26 protein-coding genes and 1 pseudogene are annotated in these 19013 nt (G+C 62.0%); 6 read left to right on the plus strand and 21 right to left on the minus strand.

Annotation, left to right across the window (positions count from 1 at the left end; all coding sequences use genetic code 11):
• Positions 1-62: 62 nt before the first annotated feature.
• The 8 genes and pseudogenes from CAP2UW1_RS20580 to CAP2UW1_RS20610 all read right to left on the minus strand — a co-directional run bounded on the left by CAP2UW1_RS20580 (position 63) and on the right by CAP2UW1_RS20610 (position 5204).
• Entirely contained in the window at positions 63-851 is a 789-nt protein-coding gene (locus tag CAP2UW1_RS20580) for a DUF3426 domain-containing protein (RefSeq protein ID WP_291911664.1), read from the minus strand.
• 81 nt (positions 852-932) lie between these two features.
• Positions 933-992, minus strand: a pseudogene (locus CAP2UW1_RS26250) (MJ0042-type zinc finger domain-containing protein); the annotation flags it as partial.
• A gap of 5 nt (positions 993-997) precedes the next feature.
• Complete coding sequence (gene prmA, locus CAP2UW1_RS20585; RefSeq protein ID WP_015768544.1) at positions 998-1888, minus strand: 50S ribosomal protein L11 methyltransferase; 891 nt, start codon at positions 1886-1888, stop codon at positions 998-1000.
• A 14-nt stretch (positions 1889-1902) separates the two neighbouring features.
• Positions 1903-3267, minus strand: coding sequence for an acetyl-CoA carboxylase biotin carboxylase subunit (gene accC / locus CAP2UW1_RS20590; protein WP_015768545.1), 1365 nt, complete (start codon positions 3265-3267; stop codon positions 1903-1905).
• A 15-nt stretch (positions 3268-3282) separates the two neighbouring features.
• Entirely contained in the window at positions 3283-3738 is a 456-nt protein-coding gene (gene accB, locus CAP2UW1_RS20595) for an acetyl-CoA carboxylase biotin carboxyl carrier protein (RefSeq protein WP_015768546.1), read from the minus strand.
• A gap of 76 nt (positions 3739-3814) precedes the next feature.
• The gene (locus tag CAP2UW1_RS20600) at positions 3815-3997 is read right to left on the minus strand and encodes a hypothetical protein (RefSeq protein WP_015768547.1); all 183 of its coding nucleotides are present in this window, start codon (positions 3995-3997) and stop codon (positions 3815-3817) included.
• Between the two features lie 51 nt (positions 3998-4048).
• Positions 4049-4600 carry a TlpA family protein disulfide reductase gene (locus CAP2UW1_RS20605; protein ID WP_015768548.1) on the minus strand — a complete coding sequence of 184 codons (552 nt, stop codon included), beginning with the start codon at positions 4598-4600 and terminating at the stop codon, positions 4049-4051.
• Positions 4601-4610: 10 nt separating this feature from the next.
• On the minus strand, positions 4611-5204 hold the full coding sequence (locus tag CAP2UW1_RS20610; RefSeq protein WP_015768549.1) for a hypothetical protein: 594 nt from the start codon (positions 5202-5204) through the stop codon (positions 4611-4613).
• Between the two features lie 43 nt (positions 5205-5247).
• Between CAP2UW1_RS20610 and mpl the strand changes: the two genes are divergently transcribed.
• Complete coding sequence (gene mpl / locus CAP2UW1_RS20615; RefSeq protein WP_412566875.1) at positions 5248-6675, plus strand: UDP-N-acetylmuramate:L-alanyl-gamma-D-glutamyl-meso-diaminopimelate ligase; 1428 nt, start codon at positions 5248-5250, stop codon at positions 6673-6675.
• 7 nt (positions 6676-6682) lie between these two features.
• Here mpl and cyoE read toward each other — a convergent pair whose 3' ends face one another.
• The 3 genes from cyoE to CAP2UW1_RS20630 are packed head-to-tail and all read right to left on the minus strand — an operon-like array spanning position 6683 to position 9003.
• On the minus strand, positions 6683-7579 hold the full coding sequence (cyoE, locus tag CAP2UW1_RS20620) for a heme o synthase (protein ID WP_015768551.1): 897 nt from the start codon (positions 7577-7579) through the stop codon (positions 6683-6685).
• A gap of 13 nt (positions 7580-7592) precedes the next feature.
• A complete protein-coding gene (locus CAP2UW1_RS20625; RefSeq protein WP_041567950.1) occupies positions 7593-8156 on the minus strand; it encodes an SCO family protein in 564 nt (187 codons plus the stop codon).
• A 46-nt stretch (positions 8157-8202) separates the two neighbouring features.
• A complete protein-coding gene (locus CAP2UW1_RS20630) occupies positions 8203-9003 on the minus strand; it encodes an SURF1 family protein (RefSeq protein WP_081444239.1) in 801 nt (266 codons plus the stop codon).
• Between CAP2UW1_RS20630 and CAP2UW1_RS20635 the strand changes: the two genes are divergently transcribed.
• Positions 9002-9202: a twin transmembrane helix small protein gene (locus CAP2UW1_RS20635; protein WP_015768554.1), complete on the plus strand. Its 201-nt coding sequence runs from the start codon at positions 9002-9004 to the stop codon at positions 9200-9202. The genes CAP2UW1_RS20630 and CAP2UW1_RS20635 overlap by 2 nt on opposite strands.
• On the opposite strand, the gene CAP2UW1_RS20640 is transcribed toward CAP2UW1_RS20635, so the two are convergent.
• From CAP2UW1_RS20640 to rpoH, 7 genes are all read right to left on the minus strand, one after another.
• Positions 9190-10050 (minus strand): cytochrome c oxidase subunit 3, encoded by an 861-nt coding sequence (locus CAP2UW1_RS20640; protein WP_015768555.1) that lies wholly within the window; start codon positions 10048-10050, stop codon positions 9190-9192. The two genes, CAP2UW1_RS20635 and CAP2UW1_RS20640, sit on opposite strands and share 13 nt — an antisense overlap.
• Positions 10051-10074: 24 nt before the next feature.
• Positions 10075-10662, minus strand: a complete 588-nt coding sequence (locus tag CAP2UW1_RS20645) for a cytochrome c oxidase assembly protein (protein WP_015768556.1) — start codon at positions 10660-10662, stop codon at positions 10075-10077.
• A gap of 1 nt (position 10663) precedes the next feature.
• Positions 10664-10795: a hypothetical protein gene (locus CAP2UW1_RS26255; RefSeq protein ID WP_291911655.1), complete on the minus strand. Its 132-nt coding sequence runs from the start codon at positions 10793-10795 to the stop codon at positions 10664-10666.
• Positions 10796-10824: 29 nt separating this feature from the next.
• Positions 10825-12432, minus strand: a complete 1608-nt coding sequence (gene ctaD, locus CAP2UW1_RS20650; protein WP_015768557.1) for a cytochrome c oxidase subunit I — start codon at positions 12430-12432, stop codon at positions 10825-10827.
• A 23-nt stretch (positions 12433-12455) separates the two neighbouring features.
• The gene (gene coxB / locus CAP2UW1_RS20655; RefSeq protein WP_015768558.1) at positions 12456-13637 is read right to left on the minus strand and encodes a cytochrome c oxidase subunit II; all 1182 of its coding nucleotides are present in this window, start codon (positions 13635-13637) and stop codon (positions 12456-12458) included.
• A gap of 28 nt (positions 13638-13665) precedes the next feature.
• On the minus strand, positions 13666-14139 hold the full coding sequence (locus tag CAP2UW1_RS24830; RefSeq protein WP_015768559.1) for a DUF2244 domain-containing protein: 474 nt from the start codon (positions 14137-14139) through the stop codon (positions 13666-13668).
• Positions 14140-14438: 299 nt separating this feature from the next.
• A complete protein-coding gene (gene rpoH, locus CAP2UW1_RS20665; RefSeq protein ID WP_015768560.1) occupies positions 14439-15299 on the minus strand; it encodes an RNA polymerase sigma factor RpoH in 861 nt (286 codons plus the stop codon).
• A gap of 287 nt (positions 15300-15586) precedes the next feature.
• Here rpoH and bufA2 point away from each other — a divergent pair, with 287 nt between their 5' ends.
• The 4 genes from bufA2 (at position 15587) to CAP2UW1_RS26260 (ending at position 17745) form a co-directional block, all read left to right on the plus strand.
• Positions 15587-15847: a BufA2 family periplasmic bufferin-type metallophore gene (gene bufA2, locus CAP2UW1_RS20670; protein ID WP_015768561.1), complete on the plus strand. Its 261-nt coding sequence runs from the start codon at positions 15587-15589 to the stop codon at positions 15845-15847.
• A gap of 73 nt (positions 15848-15920) precedes the next feature.
• Complete coding sequence (gene bufB, locus CAP2UW1_RS20675) at positions 15921-16760, plus strand: MNIO family bufferin maturase (RefSeq protein ID WP_015768562.1); 840 nt, start codon at positions 15921-15923, stop codon at positions 16758-16760.
• Positions 16757-17524, plus strand: coding sequence for an HvfC/BufC N-terminal domain-containing protein (locus CAP2UW1_RS20680; protein WP_015768563.1), 768 nt, complete (start codon positions 16757-16759; stop codon positions 17522-17524). The genes bufB and CAP2UW1_RS20680 overlap by 4 nt, the downstream gene beginning before the upstream one ends.
• A gap of 8 nt (positions 17525-17532) precedes the next feature.
• Positions 17533-17745, plus strand: coding sequence for a cysteine-rich CWC family protein (locus CAP2UW1_RS26260; protein WP_081444240.1), 213 nt, complete (start codon positions 17533-17535; stop codon positions 17743-17745).
• Here CAP2UW1_RS26260 and nudB read toward each other — a convergent pair.
• Genes nudB through CAP2UW1_RS20695 form a run of 3 tightly spaced genes read right to left on the minus strand, consistent with a single transcriptional unit; the run spans position 17708 to position 19007 of the window.
• Positions 17708-18163, minus strand: coding sequence for a dihydroneopterin triphosphate diphosphatase (gene nudB / locus CAP2UW1_RS20685; protein ID WP_015768564.1), 456 nt, complete (start codon positions 18161-18163; stop codon positions 17708-17710). The genes CAP2UW1_RS26260 and nudB overlap by 38 nt on opposite strands.
• Positions 18160-18603 carry a barstar family protein gene (locus CAP2UW1_RS24180; protein WP_015768565.1) on the minus strand — a complete coding sequence of 148 codons (444 nt, stop codon included), beginning with the start codon at positions 18601-18603 and terminating at the stop codon, positions 18160-18162. The genes nudB and CAP2UW1_RS24180 overlap by 4 nt, the downstream gene beginning before the upstream one ends.
• A complete protein-coding gene (locus CAP2UW1_RS20695) occupies positions 18600-19007 on the minus strand; it encodes a ribonuclease domain-containing protein (RefSeq protein ID WP_015768566.1) in 408 nt (135 codons plus the stop codon). Before CAP2UW1_RS20695 ends, CAP2UW1_RS24180 begins: the two co-directional genes overlap by 4 nt.
• Positions 19008-19013 lie beyond the last annotated feature (6 nt).

A 19013-nucleotide genomic window follows, 5' to 3' on the forward strand; every position in this document is an offset into this window, starting at 1 on the left:
GGGTGGAGAAAAAGTATAGCATCCCCACCGGCAGGTGCCGTCCCGCCGGATCGGCAGAACGCTCAGGGGTAAAAGACGTACAGCCGGTAACCTGCCGCCTGAATATCTTTGGCCTCGAGCCACAGGCGGACCTCGACGTCGGCATTCGGTGCAAAGGCCCCGTTGTCGACAACGGCCGCTGGCAGATACTCGACGGGCAGGAGGACGCGACGCACGATGACCTTGTCGCTGGTGTCGGTCAAGGCAAGTTCAAGCGCCGGGTAGGCCTGGGCATAGGTCGCCGCGTTGCGCAGCGTCGCCTGCAAGGCCAACAGCCGGCCACGCCCCGGCTCGTTCTGCAGGTCCGAGGCTTCGATGCTGATCATCTCGGCATGCCGAGGCAGCGGGATTTCGCTGCCCAGGGCCTCACTGAGCGCCGCCAGCGCAGGCCGCAGGCCGGGCGTCGCGATGGCGATGGCGGTGCGAAAATGGAAAACGAGCTGACCGGCGAGCACCAGCGCCAGCAACAGGGCGGCGAGGGCCAGGGACTTCGTCAAGACGCGACGCACCGGCACGCCCGGGCTGCCGCTTACCCGCGCCAGCCAGCTGCCGTAAGCTGGAACTTCGGCGGGCGACTCGGGGGGCGCAAGACCACCGACCGCTGCTGATTCTGCATCGGCAGCAGCAGCGGTCCATTCGGGACTTGTGGCCGGCGAGCCCACAGATGGCGACGAGCCTGCCGGCGCGCCACCAGGGAAGTTGGCGATCGACGCGGTCTCGGCAGCGAGCGCTTCTTCATCGCGCGGCAGCGCGGCGCCAACCGCAAGCGGTGTGACCGCTTCGCGATTGGCCTCTGAGGCCGGGCTGGTCACCGGTTCGCTGTCGTCGAGCAAACTGTCAAGCGCATTGAAAACGTTTTGGCATCGTCCACAACGAACTTTCCCGGCACGCGCCCTGAGCTGCTCGGAAGTAACGCGAAACACCGTCTGGCAATTTGGGCAGGCGGTCTTCATGGGGATCAGGGCTTGACGCCGGCAAGACACACCCAGCCATCACGGGTATCCGCCAGATGCAGCGGCAAGTACGGCGCATACGCTGCGATCAGGTCGCCGGTCTGCTCAGACAGAATGCCCGAAAGCGCCAGCCGGCCACCGCGACGTACGTGGCCGCAGATCGCCGGCGCCAGAACCTTGAGCGGGTTGGCGAGAATGTTGGCGACGACGAGGTCGAACTGCCCGTTCAACTCGCGCCCCGAGCCCTGGAAGCGGGCGCTGACGCCATTGCGCTCGGCATTGCTTCTCGACGCGATCACCGCCTGCTCGTCGATGTCGACACCGACAACCTCGGCGGCACCCAGCCGCGCCGACGCGATGGCGAGAATACCGGAACCACAGCCGTAATCAAGGACCGACAGCCCCGGTGTGACGCTGCGTTCGAGCCATTCCAGGCACAGGCGAGTGGTTGGGTGAGACCCCGTGCCGAAGGCCATCCCGGGGTCAAGAACGAGAACCATCGCCTCGGGGTCAGGCGCGTCGTGCCATGAAGGAACGATCCACAAACGAGCCGAGACACGAATCGGTTCAAACTGGGCCTGGGTCACGCGCACCCAATCCTGCTCGGCAACCGCCTCCTGTGTGTAGGGTGGTGAAGTGGCCAGACCGGCCTGTTTTGCACAGGCGGCGATCAGGCGAGCGGCGTCGGTGTTCGCGGCGGTCAGAGCGACGACCCGCGAGCGATCCCAGCCCGGGCGGGTAAGCGATCCGGGCTCGCCGAACTGAGGACTCTCGTTAGGCGTCCCGGCGTCCGCATCCTCGATACTGACCGCCAGCGCGCCGTGTTCGAGCAACGCGTCGGCAAGCGCCTCGGCGTGCAGGCAGTCGGTTTCCATGCCGAGGGATAGCCAGGCCATCGATGATCTGCCTGTCAGCCGCCCTTCTTGACCTCGTCCTTGGCCGCCAGGCGTTGCTCGAGATAGTGGATGCTCGTACCGCCTTCCATGAAGCGAGCGTCGTGCAGCAATTCCTGATGCAGGGCGATATTGGTCTTGATACCCTCGATGCTCATTTCCGACAGGGCAATACGCATACGCCGGATAGCCTGGTCGCGGCTGTCCCCATAGGAAATCACCTTGGCAACCATCGAGTCATAGTGTGGCGGAACCGTGTACCCCTGATAGATGTGCGAGTCGACGCGAATGCCGGGCCCGCCGGGGGGATGATAGAAGCTGATCTTGCCCGGCGAGGGAACGAAGGTGAAAGGATCCTCGGCGTTGATTCGGCATTCGATGGCGTGGCCACGGAAACTGAGATCGCGCTGTCGGAAACGAAGCTTCTCTCCGGCAGCAATGCGGATCTGTTCGGCAACGAGATCGACGCCGCTGATCAGTTCCGTAACTGGATGCTCGACCTGAATGCGCGTGTTCATCTCGATGAAAAAGAATTCACCGTTTTCGTAAAGGAACTCGAACGTGCCCGCGCCGCGGTAGTTGATTTTCCTGCACGCTTCGGCACAACGCTCGCCGATGCGCACGACGTGCCGGCTAGCAATACCCGGTGCCGGCGCCTCCTCGATGATTTTCTGGTGGCGACGTTGCATCGAGCAATCGCGCTCGCCAAGGTAGACGGCATTCCGGAAGCTGTCGGCAAGCACCTGAATCTCGACGTGCCGCGGGTTCTCGAGGTACTTCTCCAGGTAGACGTTTGGATTGCCGAAAAAGCTCTGTGCCTCCGCACGCGTCATCGTCACGCCATTGATCAGCGCCGCTTCGGTATGGATGACGCGCATCCCGCGTCCGCCGCCGCCGCCGGCCGCCTTGATGATCACCGGGTAGCCGACTGCCTTGGCAATACGCAGGATCTCCATCGGATCTTCGGGCAACGCACCGTCGGAACCGGGAACACAGGGGACGCCGGTAATGCGCATGGCCTCCTTGGCGGATACCTTGTCGCCCATCAAACGGATGGTTTCGGGACGCGGACCGATGAACACAAAGCCGGAAGACTCGACACGCTCGGCGAAATCCGCGTTCTCGGAAAGAAAGCCATAGCCCGGATGAATGGCCTGCGCATCGGTGACCTCGGCCGCCGAGATGATTGCCGGAACGTTCAGGTAGCTCTGCGCGGAGGGCGCCGGACCAATGCACACCGATTCGTCGGCAAGTCTGACGTACTTGGCCTCGCGGTCCGCCTCCGAGTGCACGACGACGGTCTTGATACCCAACTCGCGGCACGCTCGCTGAATACGCAGGGCGATTTCTCCACGGTTGGCGATGAGGACTTTCCCGAACATGGCCGATGATTCTCCCTAGCCGATGATGAACAGCGGCTCACCGTACTCAACCGGCTGACCATTCTCGACAAGGATCGCCTTTACCGTCCCCGCAGTCTCGGCGTCGATCTCGTTGAGCAACTTCATCGCCTCAATGATACACAGCGTATCGCCAGCCTTTACCAAACTGCCAACCTGCACGAACGGTTCGGCACCCGGGCTGGATGCCCGGTAGAAAGTACCGACCATGGGCGCCTTGAGTACGTCACCCTCGGGAAGCTCCGGTTCGGCCGCCACAGTGGCAGCAACCGGCGTTGTCGCCAGGGTCGCTGCCTGCGCGTGCGCAGCCGGTGGCATTGGCCAGACTTGCTGGCCGGGTGGGGCGCCATGCTTGACGATACGAACCCTCTCCTCGGCGTCGTTGATTTCGAGTTCGGTGATGCTGGACTCTTCGACGAGGTCGATGAGTTTCTTCAGTTTTCGCAGATCCATGGATTCCCTCCGGACGATTGTTCCTGTTGGCAGCCGTACCCAGACGATCGGCAGGCCTTGCCGATGGTCGAAGGCCTCACTCTGCGGCGATCTGGCCCGGCAAGCAGGCAAGCTCCAGCGGCACCCGACACGTCAGCGAGCCATGATGCCGATGTTGGCGAACCCCGAGGAGATGGCGATTGGGTTTGAACAGGACGCGCCGCCTCGACACCGCCAGCAGATCTTCGCCCGCCGGCGAACTGTCGTCTTCCTTCTTCATGGCCGCAAGTTTGCCGCAAATCGCCTCATTTTGTCTACTCTACGGCTTTCCCTAGCGGTCAGCCGTCCTGGCCAGAATCCGCTCCAGATCGCTCTCCGCCAGTGCCCCCATCTGCATCAGGCGCACCTCGCCTTGCGGGTTGATGACCACGGTATAGGGAAGGCTCAGGCTCTTGTTCCCCAGATCCCGGGCCAGAGCGCCACCCTCCGGGCCGCCGATCAGCAGAGGGTAACTGACCGGCGAGAGTGCGTGATAGGTTCGCACGTTTTCGACGGAATCGAGCGCAATCCCGACGAACTGAACGCCCTGTGCCGCGTAACGCTCCTGCAGCCGCGAGAAGGCGGGCATTTCCTCCCGACAAGGGGGGCACCAGGTCGCCCAGAAGTTTACGACCAGAGTCTTGCCTTGCCATTGCAGCAGGGAGTTCGAATGCCCGGCGGGATCGTTGAGGTGGCTGGCAAAGAGCCGAGCCACGCCCGCTGCCGATACCGCCGTTGCAGACTGCGGCAGGGCACTGCTGCGCAGGAAACCGACCCGGCTTCCGGCCAGCACGCCGATGATGGCAGCGCACACGCCAACCAGGAAGACACTGCTGCGTCTCATCGCCGAAGCATCAACCTTCCGCCAACAACTTGTTCACGGCTTCCAGGCGGGCGCGTTCGCGAACCCGGCCATCACGTGTCTTGCAAGTTACGCGCTCCTCGTCATGCGGGTAAATCACCAAGTTGGCGACTACGTCGTCACAGACGAGCGTCAGCACCGCTTCGGCACGATCGCTGCGCGGCGGGCTGTGGCTGAAGGAGATGTGCTGGTTGAGCAGGAAGATTTCAACGTCCTTGGCGCTGTCGACGAACAGCTGGATGTCGATCTCGGTATAGCGACCCGCCGTCCTCTCGAGGACCGGGCCACTCAGATACGGATTGAAGCTCTGCATCGTTTCCATTACCCGCGCGGCCGCGCGTAGCAGCTGAATGCTCCTCGCCTGCTGTTCGGCGTGCTGAAACAGGCGGTGGTAGGTTCGCAGTTCGCCTTCGACCTCGCTGTCATCCGGCATGGCGGCGCAGTCCGGCAGACCGAGCTTGCGCGCCGCCTTGCGCTTGGCGAGAGCAAGGTCAGTGATGCCGTCTTCGGCCATCAAGCGTGCGGCGAGTCCGGCAATTCGGCTGCGCTGCTGGGAACTGCGCTGGCGATCCTGGCGGCTGCTCATAAAGGCGTCCCGACGTGGCGTGGTCATGACAAGATGACGGATGATGCGCGGCGGCACTGGTGCAGCGTTACAATCGCGCCTCGCTTTCGCGAATTCTAACTTGGATAGGCACATGCACATTCACATCCTCGGCATTTGCGGGACCTTCATGGGCGGGGTAGCGCAGCTGGCGCGCGCCGCGGGTCATCATGTCACCGGTTGCGATAGCGCCGTCTACCCACCGATGAACCGGCAACTCGAAGCCGCGGAGATTGAGGTCGTCGAAGGCTACGATGCGGCACAGACCGCCTTCGAACCGGATTGCTACCTCGTCGGCAACGCCATTGCACGCGGCAATCCGCTGCTTGAGGCGATTCTCGAGCACGGCCTGCCCTACCTGTCGGGACCGCAATGGCTGGCCGAGCGCGTACTGCAGGGACGCTGGGTGCTGGCTGTAGCAGGAACGCATGGCAAGACCACCACGGCCGCCATGCTGGCGTGGATTCTCGAACATGCGGGGCTCAGTCCTGGTTTCCTGATTGGCGGCGTGCCGATGAATTTCGGGGTTTCCGCGCGCCTCGCGGGCAAAGACGCCGAGTCGCCTTTCTTCGTGATCGAGGCCGACGAGTACGACACGGCTTTCTGTGACAAGCGATCGAAGTTCGTGCATTACCGCGCACGAACTGCCGTCCTCAACAATCTCGAATTCGATCACGCTGACATATTCCCCGATCTGGCAGCGATCGAAACGCAATTCCATCATTTTGTGCGCATCCTGCCCGGCAACGCTCTGATCGTCGCAAATGCCGCAGAAGCCTCGCTCGAGAACGTTCTGGCCCGAGGCTGCTGGACACCCATCGAGCGATTCAATGACGCCGATGGCTGGCGGGCCGAGGGAAGCGACAGCGATGGCTCACTAGAGCTTCTACGGGGTGACTCCGTGGTCGGCACGACCCGCTGGGGCCTGGCGGGTGACCATAATCGCAGCAATGCCGTTGCCGCACTCCTTGCCGCCAGACACGCCGGGGTGCCGCTGGCTCGGGGTCTGGCGGCGCTTTCACGCTTCGAGAATGTCCGGAGGCGCCTCGAACTCCGCGGAGTAGCCGGCGGCGTCCAGGTGTACGATGATTTTGCTCACCATCCGACAGCGATTGCCGCGACCCTTGCCGGACTGCGACGCAAGGTTGGCGGCGCACGCATCCTGGCCGTCCTCGAGCCGCGTTCAAATACCATGAAACTCGGGATCATGAAGAGCATGCTGCCAGCGAGTCTGGCTGACGCCGATCTGGTCTTCTGTTACGCCGCGGATCTTGGCTGGAACGTCGTAGAGGCACTTGCCCCGCTCGGCGACAAGGCGGTCGTCGAGAACGACCTCGATCGGCTCGTGCGACGCCTTGCCGACACGGCACGCCCCGGTGATCAGGTGTTGGTCATGAGCAATGGCGGGTTTGGCGGCATCCATGACAAACTGCTGGCCGCGCTTGCGCGATGATCGACGATCAGCGCAGGAAGTGATCCGCCAGCAGGGCAGCGAAGAGCAGCGTCAGATAGATGATCGAGTAGCGAAAGGTGAGTCGGGCCAGCTTGTCGCTGTAGTCGCGCCAGAGCGCAACACTGTAGACGAGGAAGATGGCGTCGAGGATCAGCGCGGCAACCAGATACCACGGACCGCTCATGCCCAGGGTATAAGGCAGGATGGTCGCACCGGAAAGCATCACCACGTAGAGCAGGCTGTGCAGGCAGGTGAACGGGATGCCGTGGGTTACCGGCAGCATCGGCAAGCCGGACTGCGCGTAGTCGGCACAGCGGTAGCAGGCAAGAGCCCAGAAATGCGGTGGCGTCCAGATGAAAATGATCAGAAACAGGACCAGCGCTTCCGGGCCGACCTGGCCGGTGATCGCCGACCAGCCGAGAAGCGGCGGCATCGCGCCGGAAGCGCCGCCAATGACGATGTTCATCGGCGTGGCCGGCTTCAGCAGCACGGTGTAGATCACCGCGTAGCCGAGGAAGGTCGCCAGCGTCAGCCACATCGTCAGCGGATTGACGAAGGCGTGCAGCACCCACAGCCCAAAGCCCCCAACCAGCGTCGCCAAGGTCAGCGTTTCCGCCGTGGACACTTCGCCGCGAGCCGTCGGACGTGCGCGCGTACGCGCCATCCTCGCATCGATCTGTTGCTCGATCAGACAGTTGATCGCCGCCGCCGCACCCGCGACCAGGGCAATGCCGAGCGACGCCACGACGAAGAGAGCGAAGGGCGGAAACGATGGAGCAGCAAGAAACATCCCGATCATTGCGGTGAACACGATCAGGCTGTTGACCCGGGGCTTGCACAGTTCAAAGAAGGCCGCCAGGCGTTGCCCGGCCGACCGCCGGGGGCTGGTACTGATCACGCTCATTTGCCTCGCCGTCCTATCCGACCCATGAGTACTTGAGCAGACGTTCGAGATCCCTGAGCATTCCCTGCATCTCGGGTTCTTGCGGGTAGCGCATCATGACGTTGCCCAGTGGGTCGATGATATAGAAGCGATAGCCGGATGCGGCGAGAATCGTCCGCCATGCCTCTCCCGGCTGGCCGACGTCGGGAGCGGCGATCAGCAGGTCCGGATAACTCCGCTGCACGTCCACCAGTGCCGGATCGGCGCGCAATCCGGTAACGCTGCTGCCCATCAGCACACGTCGCAAACGCACCATTTCCTTGTTCAACGCCACCTGCACCTGGCGAATCTGGTGCAGATCTTTCTGACAGGCCATCGTGCAGGGTGCGGTCTGGATCATCACCAGAGTCCATTTGCGCCGCAGATCGGCGGTCGGCAGCGGGCTACCGTCGACCAGCGACAGGCCCGTTTCCGGCAGCGGCAATGGCGGCACGATGAACTCGCCGTGGTTGGCCAGTTTGGCGGGACGCCACTCAAAGAAGTAGAGCCCGAAAGCAACAGCAAACGGCAGCGCGAGAAGAGCTGTCACGAGCAGCATGGTCCGACGCCCGGGAGTCAGTGTGGCAACCCTCATGGCTGGCATTTCACGGCTGCCGGCGGAGGTTGACAACCACCCAGATGATCAACGTGGCGCCGGCGAAACCCCACCACTGGAAGGCGTAACCAATATGGCGATCGATCCGCTCGTCCGGGCGTGGCCACTCGCGCGCAAAACCGCCGGACGGGCTATCTGCGGCAAGCTCGATCACCACCGGTTGCAGGGACAGCTTGCTCACCTTCTGGTAGCGCGGCAGATCCAGATTCTGCCAGACGACCTGCCAACCCGAACCGTCGGCATTCGGGGAATCGGGGCCCAACATCAGATAGCGTGTTCCCGGCACCGTCGCCACCCCCGACACCTCGACAACGCCAGCAGGAGTCGCCACGCGCGGCCAGCGGCTGTGGTCGGCGAGCGCCGGCACCCAGCCGCGATTGACCAATACACGCATCTCACTGCCCTCGAGTCGCAAGGGAGTTATGACGTGATAGCCGGCCTGTTCGCGGTAGATGCGGTTGTCTACCAGGATCTGGAACTCAGGCTCGTAGCTACCGCGAGCAACCACCCGACGGTAGCGCAACAATTCCAGATCGGCTGGCGTGCTCGGCATGTGGACCGCCGACTCGCCGTTGCGCGTATCGCGCAGGGTCTGTCTGTCCTCTTTGACACTGGCCTTGTTCCATTGCCATTGACCAAAGGAGATGAACAACGGGACAAGCAGCAGCACGAGCAGCGTCGACCACCAGCGCGGCCGAAAGCGCAGAACCGACCTCGTCGTATTGGCCGCATTTGCCTTGCTGCCAGCCCTGCGAGCATAATCGGCACTCCTTTCACCGGAGTCAGCCATGTTCAAGCTCATCGTCATTCTCTTGCTGTTCGGTGTGGTGGGGAGCCTCTTTTCCGGGCTCTTCTTTCTCTACCGCGACCGCGGCACCGGGGTCCGCACCGCGCAGGCGCTGACGCTGCGCATCGGCCTGTCGATCCTGATCTTCGCTTTGCTCCTGGTTGGCTTCCGCTTTGGCTGGATACCCGGCTACAGCCAATAGACGAGAATGAACAAGCCTAGCCAGACGACATCGACGAAGTGCCAGTACCACGCGACACCTTCAAAGGCAAAATGCCGCTCCGCCGTAAAGTGTCCTTGCAGGCAACGACCATAAACCACCATCAGCATGATCGCACCGAGCGTCACGTGAAACCCGTGAAAACCGGTAAGCATGAAAAAGGTCGCACCATAGACGCCCGCGCCGAGAGTCAGACCCAGTTCCGTGTAGGCATGGTAGTACTCGTACGCCTGAAAGCCGAGGAAGGTGACACCGAGAACGATGGTCAGCAGCAGGCCCAGGTTGAGCTGACTGCGATTGTTCTTGAGAAGCCCCCAGTGCGCCCAGGTCAGTGTGGCGCCGGACGTCAGCAGGATTGTCGTGTTCAGCGCAGGAATTCCCCAGGCTCCCATCGGCGTAAAAGCGGGACCTTTTGGACCAGCAGACGGCCAGGCCGCGGTAAAGTCCTTCCATAGTGTAAATGCGGGGTCCATGCCAGCCAGCGCCGGGACCGAGATGTTGCGTACGTAGAACAAGGCGCCAAAGAACGCCGCAAAAAAAGCGACCTCGGAGGCAATGAACCAAACCATCCCAAAGCGGAACGACTTGTCCTCCCACTCACTGTACGACCCGCTCTGGTTCTCACCGATCACCTTGCCGAACCAGTTGTAGACCACAAAGGCGATCACGGCGGTGGCGGCGAGCATGATCCAGTTCCCCGCGGCGAAGGCGTTCATCTTCAGAATGAAGCCAAGAGCCAGCAGGAACATGCCGCCCGAGAGAATGAAGGGATAGGGGCTCGGTTGAGGTACGAAATAATGCTGTGGATGCGATGAGCTATAGGTGGTCATTCGTCTCTCTCTTTCTTGAGGAGCTTATTTCTGGCCATCAACATTGAAGAATGCGTAGGACAGGGTCACGGTGCGGATACTTTCGTCGATCTCCGGCTTGACGATGAAGGTCAGCGGCAACTCCTTGGTTTCGCCCGGCGCGAGTGTTTGCTGCGAAAAACAGAAGCAGTCGAGTTTCTCGAAATGCTGCGCGGCCTGGCCTGGAGAGACGCTGGGAACTGCCTGACCGACAATTGCCCGATCGGAACTGTTATGCACCAGGAACTTCGCCTGATGCAACTCCCCTGGGTGCAGATCGAGGCTGGTGGTCAGCGGACGCATCTCCCACGGCAAGCCCGGCATCACCGTTCCGGTAAACTCGACAGTGACGATGCGCGTCGCGTCGATGCGCGAGGGCGCTGCCGCCGGACCAGAGATCCCGCCGACGCCCAGTTTTCCCTGGCTGGTCTTGCCGTTGAACCCGGTCGCTGCACACAGCACGTCGTAGAGCGGCACCAGTGCGAAGCCGAAGGCAAAGGCAGCGGCAACGACCAACAGGAGCTTCACCACCAGGGCGCGGTTGTTGCGCATGGGCAGCGGAGCATCGTTGCGAGCGATACCGTTTTCCATCATCTCACGGCCTGTAGTAAATGAAGCCGAGAAGATAGATCGCCAGGGCCGCCAGGCCGAGTATCCAGGCCAGTCGCCGACTCGCTGCCCGGCGACGACCGAGTTCCTCGGGGGTGAACCCCTGCGGCAAATCCATCTCCACGTCCCCTTGCTGTCTCGTCGCGATCACTTGATCACCGGCTGGATTTCCCAGGAGTGATGTGGCGGCGGCGATGAAAGGTCCCATTCAAGTCCATCGGCGCCCTCCCACACCTTGTCGGTGGCCTTCGTGCCTCCCTTGACGCACTTCCAGATGTTGTAAGCGAAAATCAGCTGCGAGAAACCGAGGATGAAGGCACCCACCGTCGAAATGGCATTGAACTCCGCGAACTGCAGGGCGTAGTCCGGAATCCGACGCGGCATGCCGGCCAGACCCAGGAAGAACTGCGGCATGAACGTCAGGTTGAACGAGATGACCGTCAGCCAGAAGTGCCACTTGCCGAGCGTTTCGCTGAACATGTGACCAGTCCATTTCGGCAGCCAGTAGTAGACACCGGTCATAACGCCCATGATACCGCCGGCAAAAAGAGCGTAGTGAAAATGCGCGACGACGAAATAGCTGTGATGATACTGCGCATCCGCCGCGACGTCGGCCAGCACCAGACCGGTCAGGCCTGCCAGGCCGAAGAGAACGATGAAGCCTTGCGCAAAAAGCATCGGAGTCTCAAAAGTCATGGCACCCCGCCACATCGTCGCCACCCAGCAGAAGAAAAGCACCGCCAGCGGCAGGGAGATGAACATCGTGCTGTACATGAAGTAGAGGAGTGCCGGTACAGGCATGCCGGCAGTGAAAAAGTGGTGCGCCCAAACGACTACCGAAAGCACGCCGATGGCGATGAAGGAATAAACCTGCGCCTTGTAGCCGTAGATCGGCTTGCGCGAGAAGGTGCCGAGAACGTGCGGGATGAGACCCCAGATCGGCAGCAACAGAATGTAGACCTCGGGGTGGCCGAAGAACCAGAACAAGTGCTGAAAAAGGATCGGATCGCCACCCCCGGCGGCATTGAAAAAACTGGTGCCGAAGTGGCGATCGGTGAGCAGCATCGTCACCGCACCGGCCAACACGGGAATCGTGGCGATCAGCAGGAAGGCGGTGATCAGCCAGCCCCAGGCAAAGAGCGGCAGCTTCATCATCGTCATGCCAGGGGCACGCAGGTTGAAGATCGTGACGATGATGTTGATCGATCCCAGGATCGACGAAACACCCAGGATGTGAATCGAGAAGATGGCGAAGTCGACACCCATGCCACCCTGCACCGAGAGGGGCGCATAGAGCGTCCAGCCGGTGTTGACCGCGCCGTCACCGATACCGAACAACGCCAGGATGAAGGGCAGGGTGAGCAGCGCGGCAGCCGGCGGCAACAGCCAGAAGCCCCAGTTGTTGATGCGCGGCAGAGCCATGTCCGGCGCCCCGATCATCAACGGGATCTGCCAGTTGGCAAACCCGGTGGCGGCCGGCATCAACGCGGCAAAGATCATCACCAGCGCATGCACGCCGATCAATTGGTTGAAGAACTCCGGTTGCATCAACTGCAGGCCGGGCTGGAACAACTCGGCACGCACGGCGAGGATCATCGCACCGCCAATGAAGAACATGATCAGCGCGAAGGTCAGGTACATCGTGCCGATGTCCTTGTGGTTGGTCGTCGTCAACCAGCGCATCACCCCGCCCTGGTAGGGTTCGGCGTGATGACCGTGACCGGTTTCGTGCTCGATAGAGGGTGCAGTGCTCATGGTAATCTCCTGATTCCTGGGCGTTAGCGTAGGGACTTGATCTGAGCCGGCTGGATCAGGTCACCCTTCTTGTTGCCAAAACTGTTGCGCTCGTAGGTAATGACGGCTGCCAGGTCGGTGTCGGACAGTGTGTTCTTGAATGCCTGCATGGCCGTGCCTTCCTTGCCGTTCAGGACGCGGTCAACATGGCTGTCCTTGAGCAGTTTGCCCTCGGGTGAGAGCAGCGGGCCAGTCACGATCTTGCTGCCAGCGAGTGCCGGGAAGGCGGGAGCCAGACCCTGGCCTTCCGACTGGTGGCAGACCGCACACTGCTTTTCATACACATCCTTGCCGGCGGCCAGGAGGTCTTCCTTGCTCCAGGTCTTGTCGGATCCGGCAGCCGCGGCGGCAAGTTTGCTCTTCTTCTCGTCAACCCAAGCGAGATACTCCGGCTCCGGTACGGCATGCACGACCACCGGCATGAAGCCATGGTCCTTGCCGCAAAGCTCGGCGCATTGACCGCGGTAAGTGCCCGGCTGCTCGATCTTGACCCAGGTTTCGCGCAGGAAGCCCGGGATGGCGTCGCGCTTGACGCCGAACTGTGGCACCCACCACGTGTGAATGACATCGGTCGAGGTCAACAGAATGCGCACCTTCTTGCCCACCGGCAGCACCACCGGATTGTCCACCTCGAGCAGGTAGTGCTCACCCTTGGCTTCCTTGTTGGCGATCTGCTCGCGCGGCGTGCTCGTGGTGCTCAGATACTTGATGCCGCTGTCCGGATACTCGTACTGCCATTTCCACTGCATGCCGGTGACCTTGAGCACCATGTCCGCCTTGGTGCGGGTGTCCTCCATGTCGAGAACGGCATGGTAGGCGGGGATACCCATCAGAACGTAGTCGATAAACAGCAATATCGCAAACGGCACCAGCGCCCAAATCCACTGTACGGTGCCGGTCGGCCCGGTAAACCGGGCGGGTTGATGACCGACGCTCTTCCGGTGCTTGACCATCGAATAGATCATTATCCCGAAGACGACAACGAACAGGATGGTAATGACAATCATGAAATGATTGTGAATCTCCAGCGTGTCGCGGGCGATCGGTGTCACCGGCGTTGGAAAGTTCCAGCTGTAGTCAGCATGCGCCAGCGATGGAAGGACTGCCAAGAGCAGGCCTGACAAGGAAATACCCGCCCGCAGGCAGAAACGATAAAGAATCTTCAATTTGTCTCCTTGGAGTACTTGGTCGGGCCTAGGCGGCACCCAGGTTTTGTTGCAGCTCTTCGGCAAGCGCCAGCTTCTGCTCTTCCGTCAACAGGCTGCCCACCTCGACCTCCTTGCCATGCGAGCGGATCAGCAGGCGATGACAATGCTGTCCGGGTGGCTTTACAAACTGCAGGCGCGCCCAGTAGGGCTGGAACTCATGGCGCTCCACCTGCGCGCCGCGGCGCGTCTCGATTGTCAGCTGCCCCGATTCGAGGGTGATTCTCTCGAAGTCGTCCGCCATCGACTCACTCCGGCGCAGCGCCCACCAAAGGAACAGGAGCTCGACACCAGCGAAAGGAAGCACCGGCCACGCGCCAAAACAGGAAAAAGCGAAAGCGATACCCCCGGACACCCCCGCCGTGACGAGAAACAGCCGCCGGCGTCCAACCACTGAGAGCGAGTGGTTCGGGCGGGCCACCCACGTTCGGCCCGCAAGCGTCTGTACTGCAACCAAGCTCATCACCCCTCCCGAATGGCCGGACTTCGCGAGCAGTCCGGCTGAACTTGACGCACATCAAGGCATCGAGGCCGAAAGATTAACACGGATGCGGACTTTGTTGGCAAGAAACAGGGCTAACATTATGATTGCATTCGCCTTGCGAAGGCGCTATGACGCAGCGCAGCAATCGCAGGTGCGACCATTTGACGCGGCCTTCAGCCGCAATGAAGAAGGCGCTTGCGGGGACCTTGTTGCAGCGAACAACCCACACGAAAAAGGCCGGACGAGCCGGCCTTTCTTGTCCTTGGCGCCGCCCGGTCCTAGGCGTCGGCCACCAACGGCGCCAAACTGGCGCGCATTTTCTGCATCGCCTTGACTTCGACCTGACGGATTCGTTCGGCGGACACACCAAACTCAGCCGCCAACTCGTGCAGGGTTGCCGGGCTTTCGTCGGTCAGCCAGCGCGCCTCGACAATCCGACGGCTGCGCGGATCCAGGCTCGCCAAGGCACCCTGTAGGCCCTCATTGTGCAAGCGCTCGCGCGCACGCGCCTCAAGGACATGCACGGGTTCGCTCGAATGGTCGGCGAGATAGGAGATTGGGGCAAACACTTCGTCATCATCGCTATCGCCGTCCAGCGCCAGGTCGTGCCCCGTCAGGCGCGCCTCCATTTCGCTCACTTCTTCAGGCTTGACGCTCAGGCGGTGAGCAATGTCAGTGACCTGCCCCGGGCTGAGTGCCTCGCTGTTCGCCTTCATGCTACGCAGGTTGAAAAACAGCTTGCGCTGCGCCTTGGTCGTGGCCAGCTTGACCATCCGCCAGTTCTTCAGGACGTACTCGTGAATCTCCGCCTTGATCCAGTGGATGGCGAACGACACCAGCCGGACACCGTGCGCCGGATCGAAGCGCTTGACCGCTTTCATCAAGCCGATATTGCCCTCCTGGATCAGGTCGGCGTGCGGCAGACCGTACCCCAGGTAGCCTCGCGCGATCGAGATTACCAGCCGAAGATGGGAAAGCACCAACTGTCGTGCCGCATCGAGATCGCTGTCGTCACGAAAACGGGTGGCTAGACGAAACTCCTCCTCCTGCGTCAGCATGGGAAACTGTCTGGCCGCCTGGATATAGGCATCAATGCTGCCGACCGCCGAAACGGTCGGTAAAGCCAGGGCGTGCGTCATTTGGATCGATTCCTCCTTGCGAGTTGGTATAGCAATTTTAGCACTCGCCACCTGAGAGTGCCAATCCCGCAAAAAGTTCGCCGGGAGGCCGACGACGATTTCGGTCGCCAGATCGACCGATGGCCTACGTGGTGATTTCGCGTCGCCCGAACGAGCAGCAGCCGATTTTTTTTCGTTGCCTGTAAGTAATTGTCGCTTCGATGCGTCTAAGCAGCGTCAGGGAAGCGATTGTCGAATCCGGCGTCGCCGGCGCTGACGTGATCAAACCCACTACAAGGAGAAGCGAGATGTCACATCAACTGTCTGGAGTAGCCATCGCCGCCGCTGCGGCCGCCCTGTTCGCCGCTGGCACTTTCGTGGCACCAACCGTCAGCGCGGCAGAAGGAAGCCCCGTTCACTGCGCCGGAGTCAACTCCTGCAAGGGGAGTTCCGAGTGCAAGACGGCCAAGAGCGAATGCAAGGGAATGAACGCCTGCAAGGGTCAGGGCTGGGTCGTCAAGGCCAGCGCCAAGGAATGTACGGATGCGGGTGGCAAGGTAGTCAAGTAGAAACGAGGTTCAGGCATGACCGCCAGCGAGCGGTCGTGCCGCCGAACCCGCCGACCGAAAGGAGACAAGCGCCGTGAGCAAGGTGATCGAAGGTTTCGGCCTGGGTTTGCGTACCGACCACTACGGCGATTTCGTCGCCGCGCCACAGGGGGTGGACTGGCTGGAGATCATTTCGGAGAACTATCTGGTTGATGGCGGCAAACCCCTCCATTTTCTCGATCGCATCCGCCGCGACTATCCCATGGTGATGCACGGTGTCTCGCTGTCGATCGGCAGCAACGATGTTCTTGACCAGTCCTACCTCCGTCAGATCAAGGCGCTGGCCGAAAGGATCGAGCCAGCCTGGGTGTCGGACCATCTTTGCTGGACGGGAACCGATTCGGTTAACCTGCATGACTTGCTGCCGCTGCCCTACAACGAAGCCGCCTTGCAGCACTTGGCGCCGCGCGTGGCCCAGGTGCAGGAGGTCCTTGGCCGCCCCCTGGTGCTCGAGAACGTTTCGAGCTATGTGCGTTACCGTGCCGACGAGATGAGCGAGTGGGAGTTCATCTGCGAACTCGTCGCCCGAACGGGCTGTGAGATCCTGCTCGACGTCAACAACGTCTATGTGAGCAGCGTCAACCATGGCTTCGATCCGCACCGCTTCATCGACGCAATGCCGGCCGCTGCCGTTCGCCAGATCCATCTCGCCGGGCACGAGGATCATGGAACGTACATCATCGACACGCACGATCACCCGGTCTGCGCAGCAGTCTGGGATCTCTACGCGCATACCTTGCAGCGGCTCGGGCCGGTGCCGACAATGATCGAACGTGACGACAATATCCCGCCCTTGAGCGAGTTGATCGATGAACTCGACGTCGCACGCGCGCTGGCAGGGAGCACCCTCAGCGACCGGAGGCATGCCGCGTGAGCGCGCTCGCCGAACTGCAGCAGCGTTTCCAGCAAGCCGTTTTGTGTGCGACGACCCCCGGTGAGTTGTTCGCTGCCGGGGAGCCCCACCAGTTGGGCGGCGGTTACGACCTGTACGTCCAGGCTTACCGTGCGCGCCTGGCGGCTGCGCTGCGCGACAACTTCCCGGTGCTCCACCGGGCACTCGGCGACGACGCGTTCGCGACCCTGGCGCAAGACTACATTGACTGCCATCCGTCACCCTTTCGCTCGATCCGCTGGTTCGGCCACGCATTGGCAGACTTTCTCGCCGGCACAGTCGAGCGACTGCCACACCCGGCGCTGGTCGATCTGGCGAGGATGGACTGGACGATACGTGCGGCTTTCGACGCCACCGAGGCTGTGCCACTTACTCTGAGTGATCTCGCCTCGCTACGGCCTGAAGACTGGCCGGCCCTGCGCTTGCAGCCGACGCCTTCCCTGCGGGTGGTCAACCTGTCGTGGAGCGTCGAACCGATCTGGAAGGCGCTCAACGACGATGCCGACGCCACGACCGAAGAACCGCAAGCGCTCCCGCACGCCCTGCTGATCTGGCGCCCGGCGCTCGATTGCCGCTGGCGCTCCGCAGACGCGGGCGAGGCGGCGGCGCTGACGGCGCTTACACAGGCGATGAGCTTTGCCGAATGGTGCCTGCTCATCGCCGAATCAGGCGATCCGGAACCGGCCATGACAGCGGCCGGCCTGCTCCGACGCTGGGTCGCCGAAGAACTCCTGGCGAAAGGTTGAGCACGCAGATGACGGCACCTGGGGAGCAAACGGACAAGCCCTGCTGCGTAGGCTGCGGAGCGCCGTTCCTCTGTGGCGCTGCGGCGGGTCTGGTGTCGTGCTGGTGCATGGACAAGCCAGCACTAGGCGTCGCCCCGGAAAGCGCAGGCCGTTGCTACTGCCCGGTCTGCCTGGAGAAACGCCTTATTGCCACTGCTCGCCAGTCCGCTCCGGCAACATGAGAATCGCATCGCGGTTGCTCCACGAAAAGCACTTTGCTGCCGCCTCGTCCCAGGGCAACCAGCACGCGTTCACGTGCTCGCCGTAAGCAATCGTCACCGGACGGACGGCCGGAAGCTGCAGCGAAAAGACGTGTTCGGTGTTGTACAGCACGCCGGGTGGATAGCGGTGGCGCCACTCGGCGAAGATCTCGTAGCGGTTGGTGAGCTGCCAGTCGCGCAAATCCGCCGGTACTGCCCGGATACCCGTCTCCTCGGCAACTTCCCGAACAGCGGTTGCCAGCAGCGTTTCCGACCCCTCCTGACTACCGGTTACCGACTGCCAGTAGCCCACATGCGTCGCGCGCTCAAGCAGCAGAACCTGCAGATCCGCCGAATGTATCACGACGAGAACCGACACCGGCCGCTTGAACCGGGTCATGCCAGCGTCGGCAGTGTCGCCAGTCCATCCGAACGCAGATCGTAGAAAACCCACAACGGAAAATCCTGCGACCGCCACTCCGCAATAGCCGCGCCAAAAACCTCGTTGAGCGCCTTGAACGCCGCCGGATCGGCAGCCTGCAGGGCCTCGGCGTGCGAGATGATGAGGACGTAGCCGGCAGCTTCGCACCAGGAGAAGTCGGTGAGGCAGTCCTTCAGGGCGTCCAGGTTGTTGCCATACCATTCGGGAAAGTCGAGGCCCCGTCCCAGCGTAGCGAGGACAAGATCCATTCGGTCAGTGTCGGCGACATTGACCTCGAAGCAGGCCAGGCCGCCTGCTTCGGCGGCGCGTCTGACCGTCGCCCGGCCGCTCCCCGGCAGGTGGTAGATACCGGCCTGGCCGGAATCTTCAAGCAGTGTCTGCAGAGGTCTCAAGCTCATGGGTTTCCGCGTATCCGCCAGAAGCTGCGGTAGTGATCGTCTGTGTAGTAATACTCACCTGAGGTAGCAACGTTGCCATCGCGACCCTGACCAGCGACAATCCGCCGCGGTCCACGGTCACGACTGCCCGGTGTGCGCACCGTGTACTCGCGATAGTAGCCGCGCGCCTGCAGGGGTAGGCGCCGCTCGAAGTTCCCGAAGGTGCTGCCATCCTTGCGCGGATACGGAAACGGCCCGCCCGCCTGGATCAGGCGCAAGGTTTGCTGCGCCTCCGGTGGCAAATCGGCAACCGCGATGGTCCGCAGGTACTGGCCCTCGCGAGCATGCACCACGTCGGCAAGGCCGAACAGACCGAGTAGCCACGCCAGCACGACGAGCCGGAGAAATGCGCTGCTTCTCGACATCACCGC

It is taken from the genome of Candidatus Accumulibacter phosphatis (assembly GCF_000024165.1).
Lineage (GTDB): Bacteria > Pseudomonadota > Gammaproteobacteria > Burkholderiales > Rhodocyclaceae > Accumulibacter > Accumulibacter phosphatis.

Bases quoted from the DNA above. Each gene is read 5' to 3' on its own strand.
- prmA (WP_015768544.1), bottom strand. From the start codon at position 1,888: ATGGCCTGGCTATCCCTCGGCATGGAAACCGACTGCCTGCACGCCGAG.
- accC (WP_015768545.1), bottom strand. From the start codon at position 3,267: ATGTTCGGGAAAGTCCTCATCGCCAACCGTGGAGAAATCGCCCTGCGT.
- accB (WP_015768546.1), bottom strand. From the start codon at position 3,738: ATGGATCTGCGAAAACTGAAGAAACTCATCGACCTCGTCGAAGAGTCC.
- CAP2UW1_RS20600 (WP_015768547.1), bottom strand. From the start codon at position 3,997: ATGAAGAAGGAAGACGACAGTTCGCCGGCGGGCGAAGATCTGCTGGCG.
- CAP2UW1_RS20605 (WP_015768548.1), bottom strand. From the start codon at position 4,600: ATGAGACGCAGCAGTGTCTTCCTGGTTGGCGTGTGCGCTGCCATCATC.
- CAP2UW1_RS20610 (WP_015768549.1), bottom strand. From the start codon at position 5,204: ATGAGCAGCCGCCAGGATCGCCAGCGCAGTTCCCAGCAGCGCAGCCGA.
- mpl (WP_412566875.1), top strand. From the start codon at position 5,248: ATGCGCGGCGGCACTGGTGCAGCGTTACAATCGCGCCTCGCTTTCGCG.
- cyoE (WP_015768551.1), bottom strand. From the start codon at position 7,579: ATGAGCGTGATCAGTACCAGCCCCCGGCGGTCGGCCGGGCAACGCCTG.
- CAP2UW1_RS20625 (WP_041567950.1), bottom strand. From the start codon at position 8,156: ATGCTGCTCGTGACAGCTCTTCTCGCGCTGCCGTTTGCTGTTGCTTTC.
- CAP2UW1_RS20635 (WP_015768554.1), top strand. From the start codon at position 9,002: ATGTTCAAGCTCATCGTCATTCTCTTGCTGTTCGGTGTGGTGGGGAGC.
- CAP2UW1_RS20630 (WP_081444239.1), bottom strand. From the start codon at position 9,003: ATGGCTGACTCCGGTGAAAGGAGTGCCGATTATGCTCGCAGGGCTGGC.
- CAP2UW1_RS20640 (WP_015768555.1), bottom strand. From the start codon at position 10,050: ATGACCACCTATAGCTCATCGCATCCACAGCATTATTTCGTACCTCAA.
- CAP2UW1_RS20645 (WP_015768556.1), bottom strand. From the start codon at position 10,662: ATGATGGAAAACGGTATCGCTCGCAACGATGCTCCGCTGCCCATGCGC.
- CAP2UW1_RS26255 (WP_291911655.1), bottom strand. From the start codon at position 10,795: ATGGATTTGCCGCAGGGGTTCACCCCCGAGGAACTCGGTCGTCGCCGG.
- ctaD (WP_015768557.1), bottom strand. From the start codon at position 12,432: ATGAGCACTGCACCCTCTATCGAGCACGAAACCGGTCACGGTCATCAC.
- CAP2UW1_RS24830 (WP_015768559.1), bottom strand. From the start codon at position 14,139: ATGAGCTTGGTTGCAGTACAGACGCTTGCGGGCCGAACGTGGGTGGCC.
- rpoH (WP_015768560.1), bottom strand. From the start codon at position 15,299: ATGACGCACGCCCTGGCTTTACCGACCGTTTCGGCGGTCGGCAGCATT.
- bufA2 (WP_015768561.1), top strand. From the start codon at position 15,587: ATGTCACATCAACTGTCTGGAGTAGCCATCGCCGCCGCTGCGGCCGCC.
- CAP2UW1_RS26260 (WP_081444240.1), top strand. From the start codon at position 17,533: ATGACGGCACCTGGGGAGCAAACGGACAAGCCCTGCTGCGTAGGCTGC.
- nudB (WP_015768564.1), bottom strand. From the start codon at position 18,163: ATGACCCGGTTCAAGCGGCCGGTGTCGGTTCTCGTCGTGATACATTCG.
- CAP2UW1_RS24180 (WP_015768565.1), bottom strand. From the start codon at position 18,603: ATGAGCTTGAGACCTCTGCAGACACTGCTTGAAGATTCCGGCCAGGCC.
- CAP2UW1_RS20695 (WP_015768566.1), bottom strand. From the start codon at position 19,007: ATGTCGAGAAGCAGCGCATTTCTCCGGCTCGTCGTGCTGGCGTGGCTA.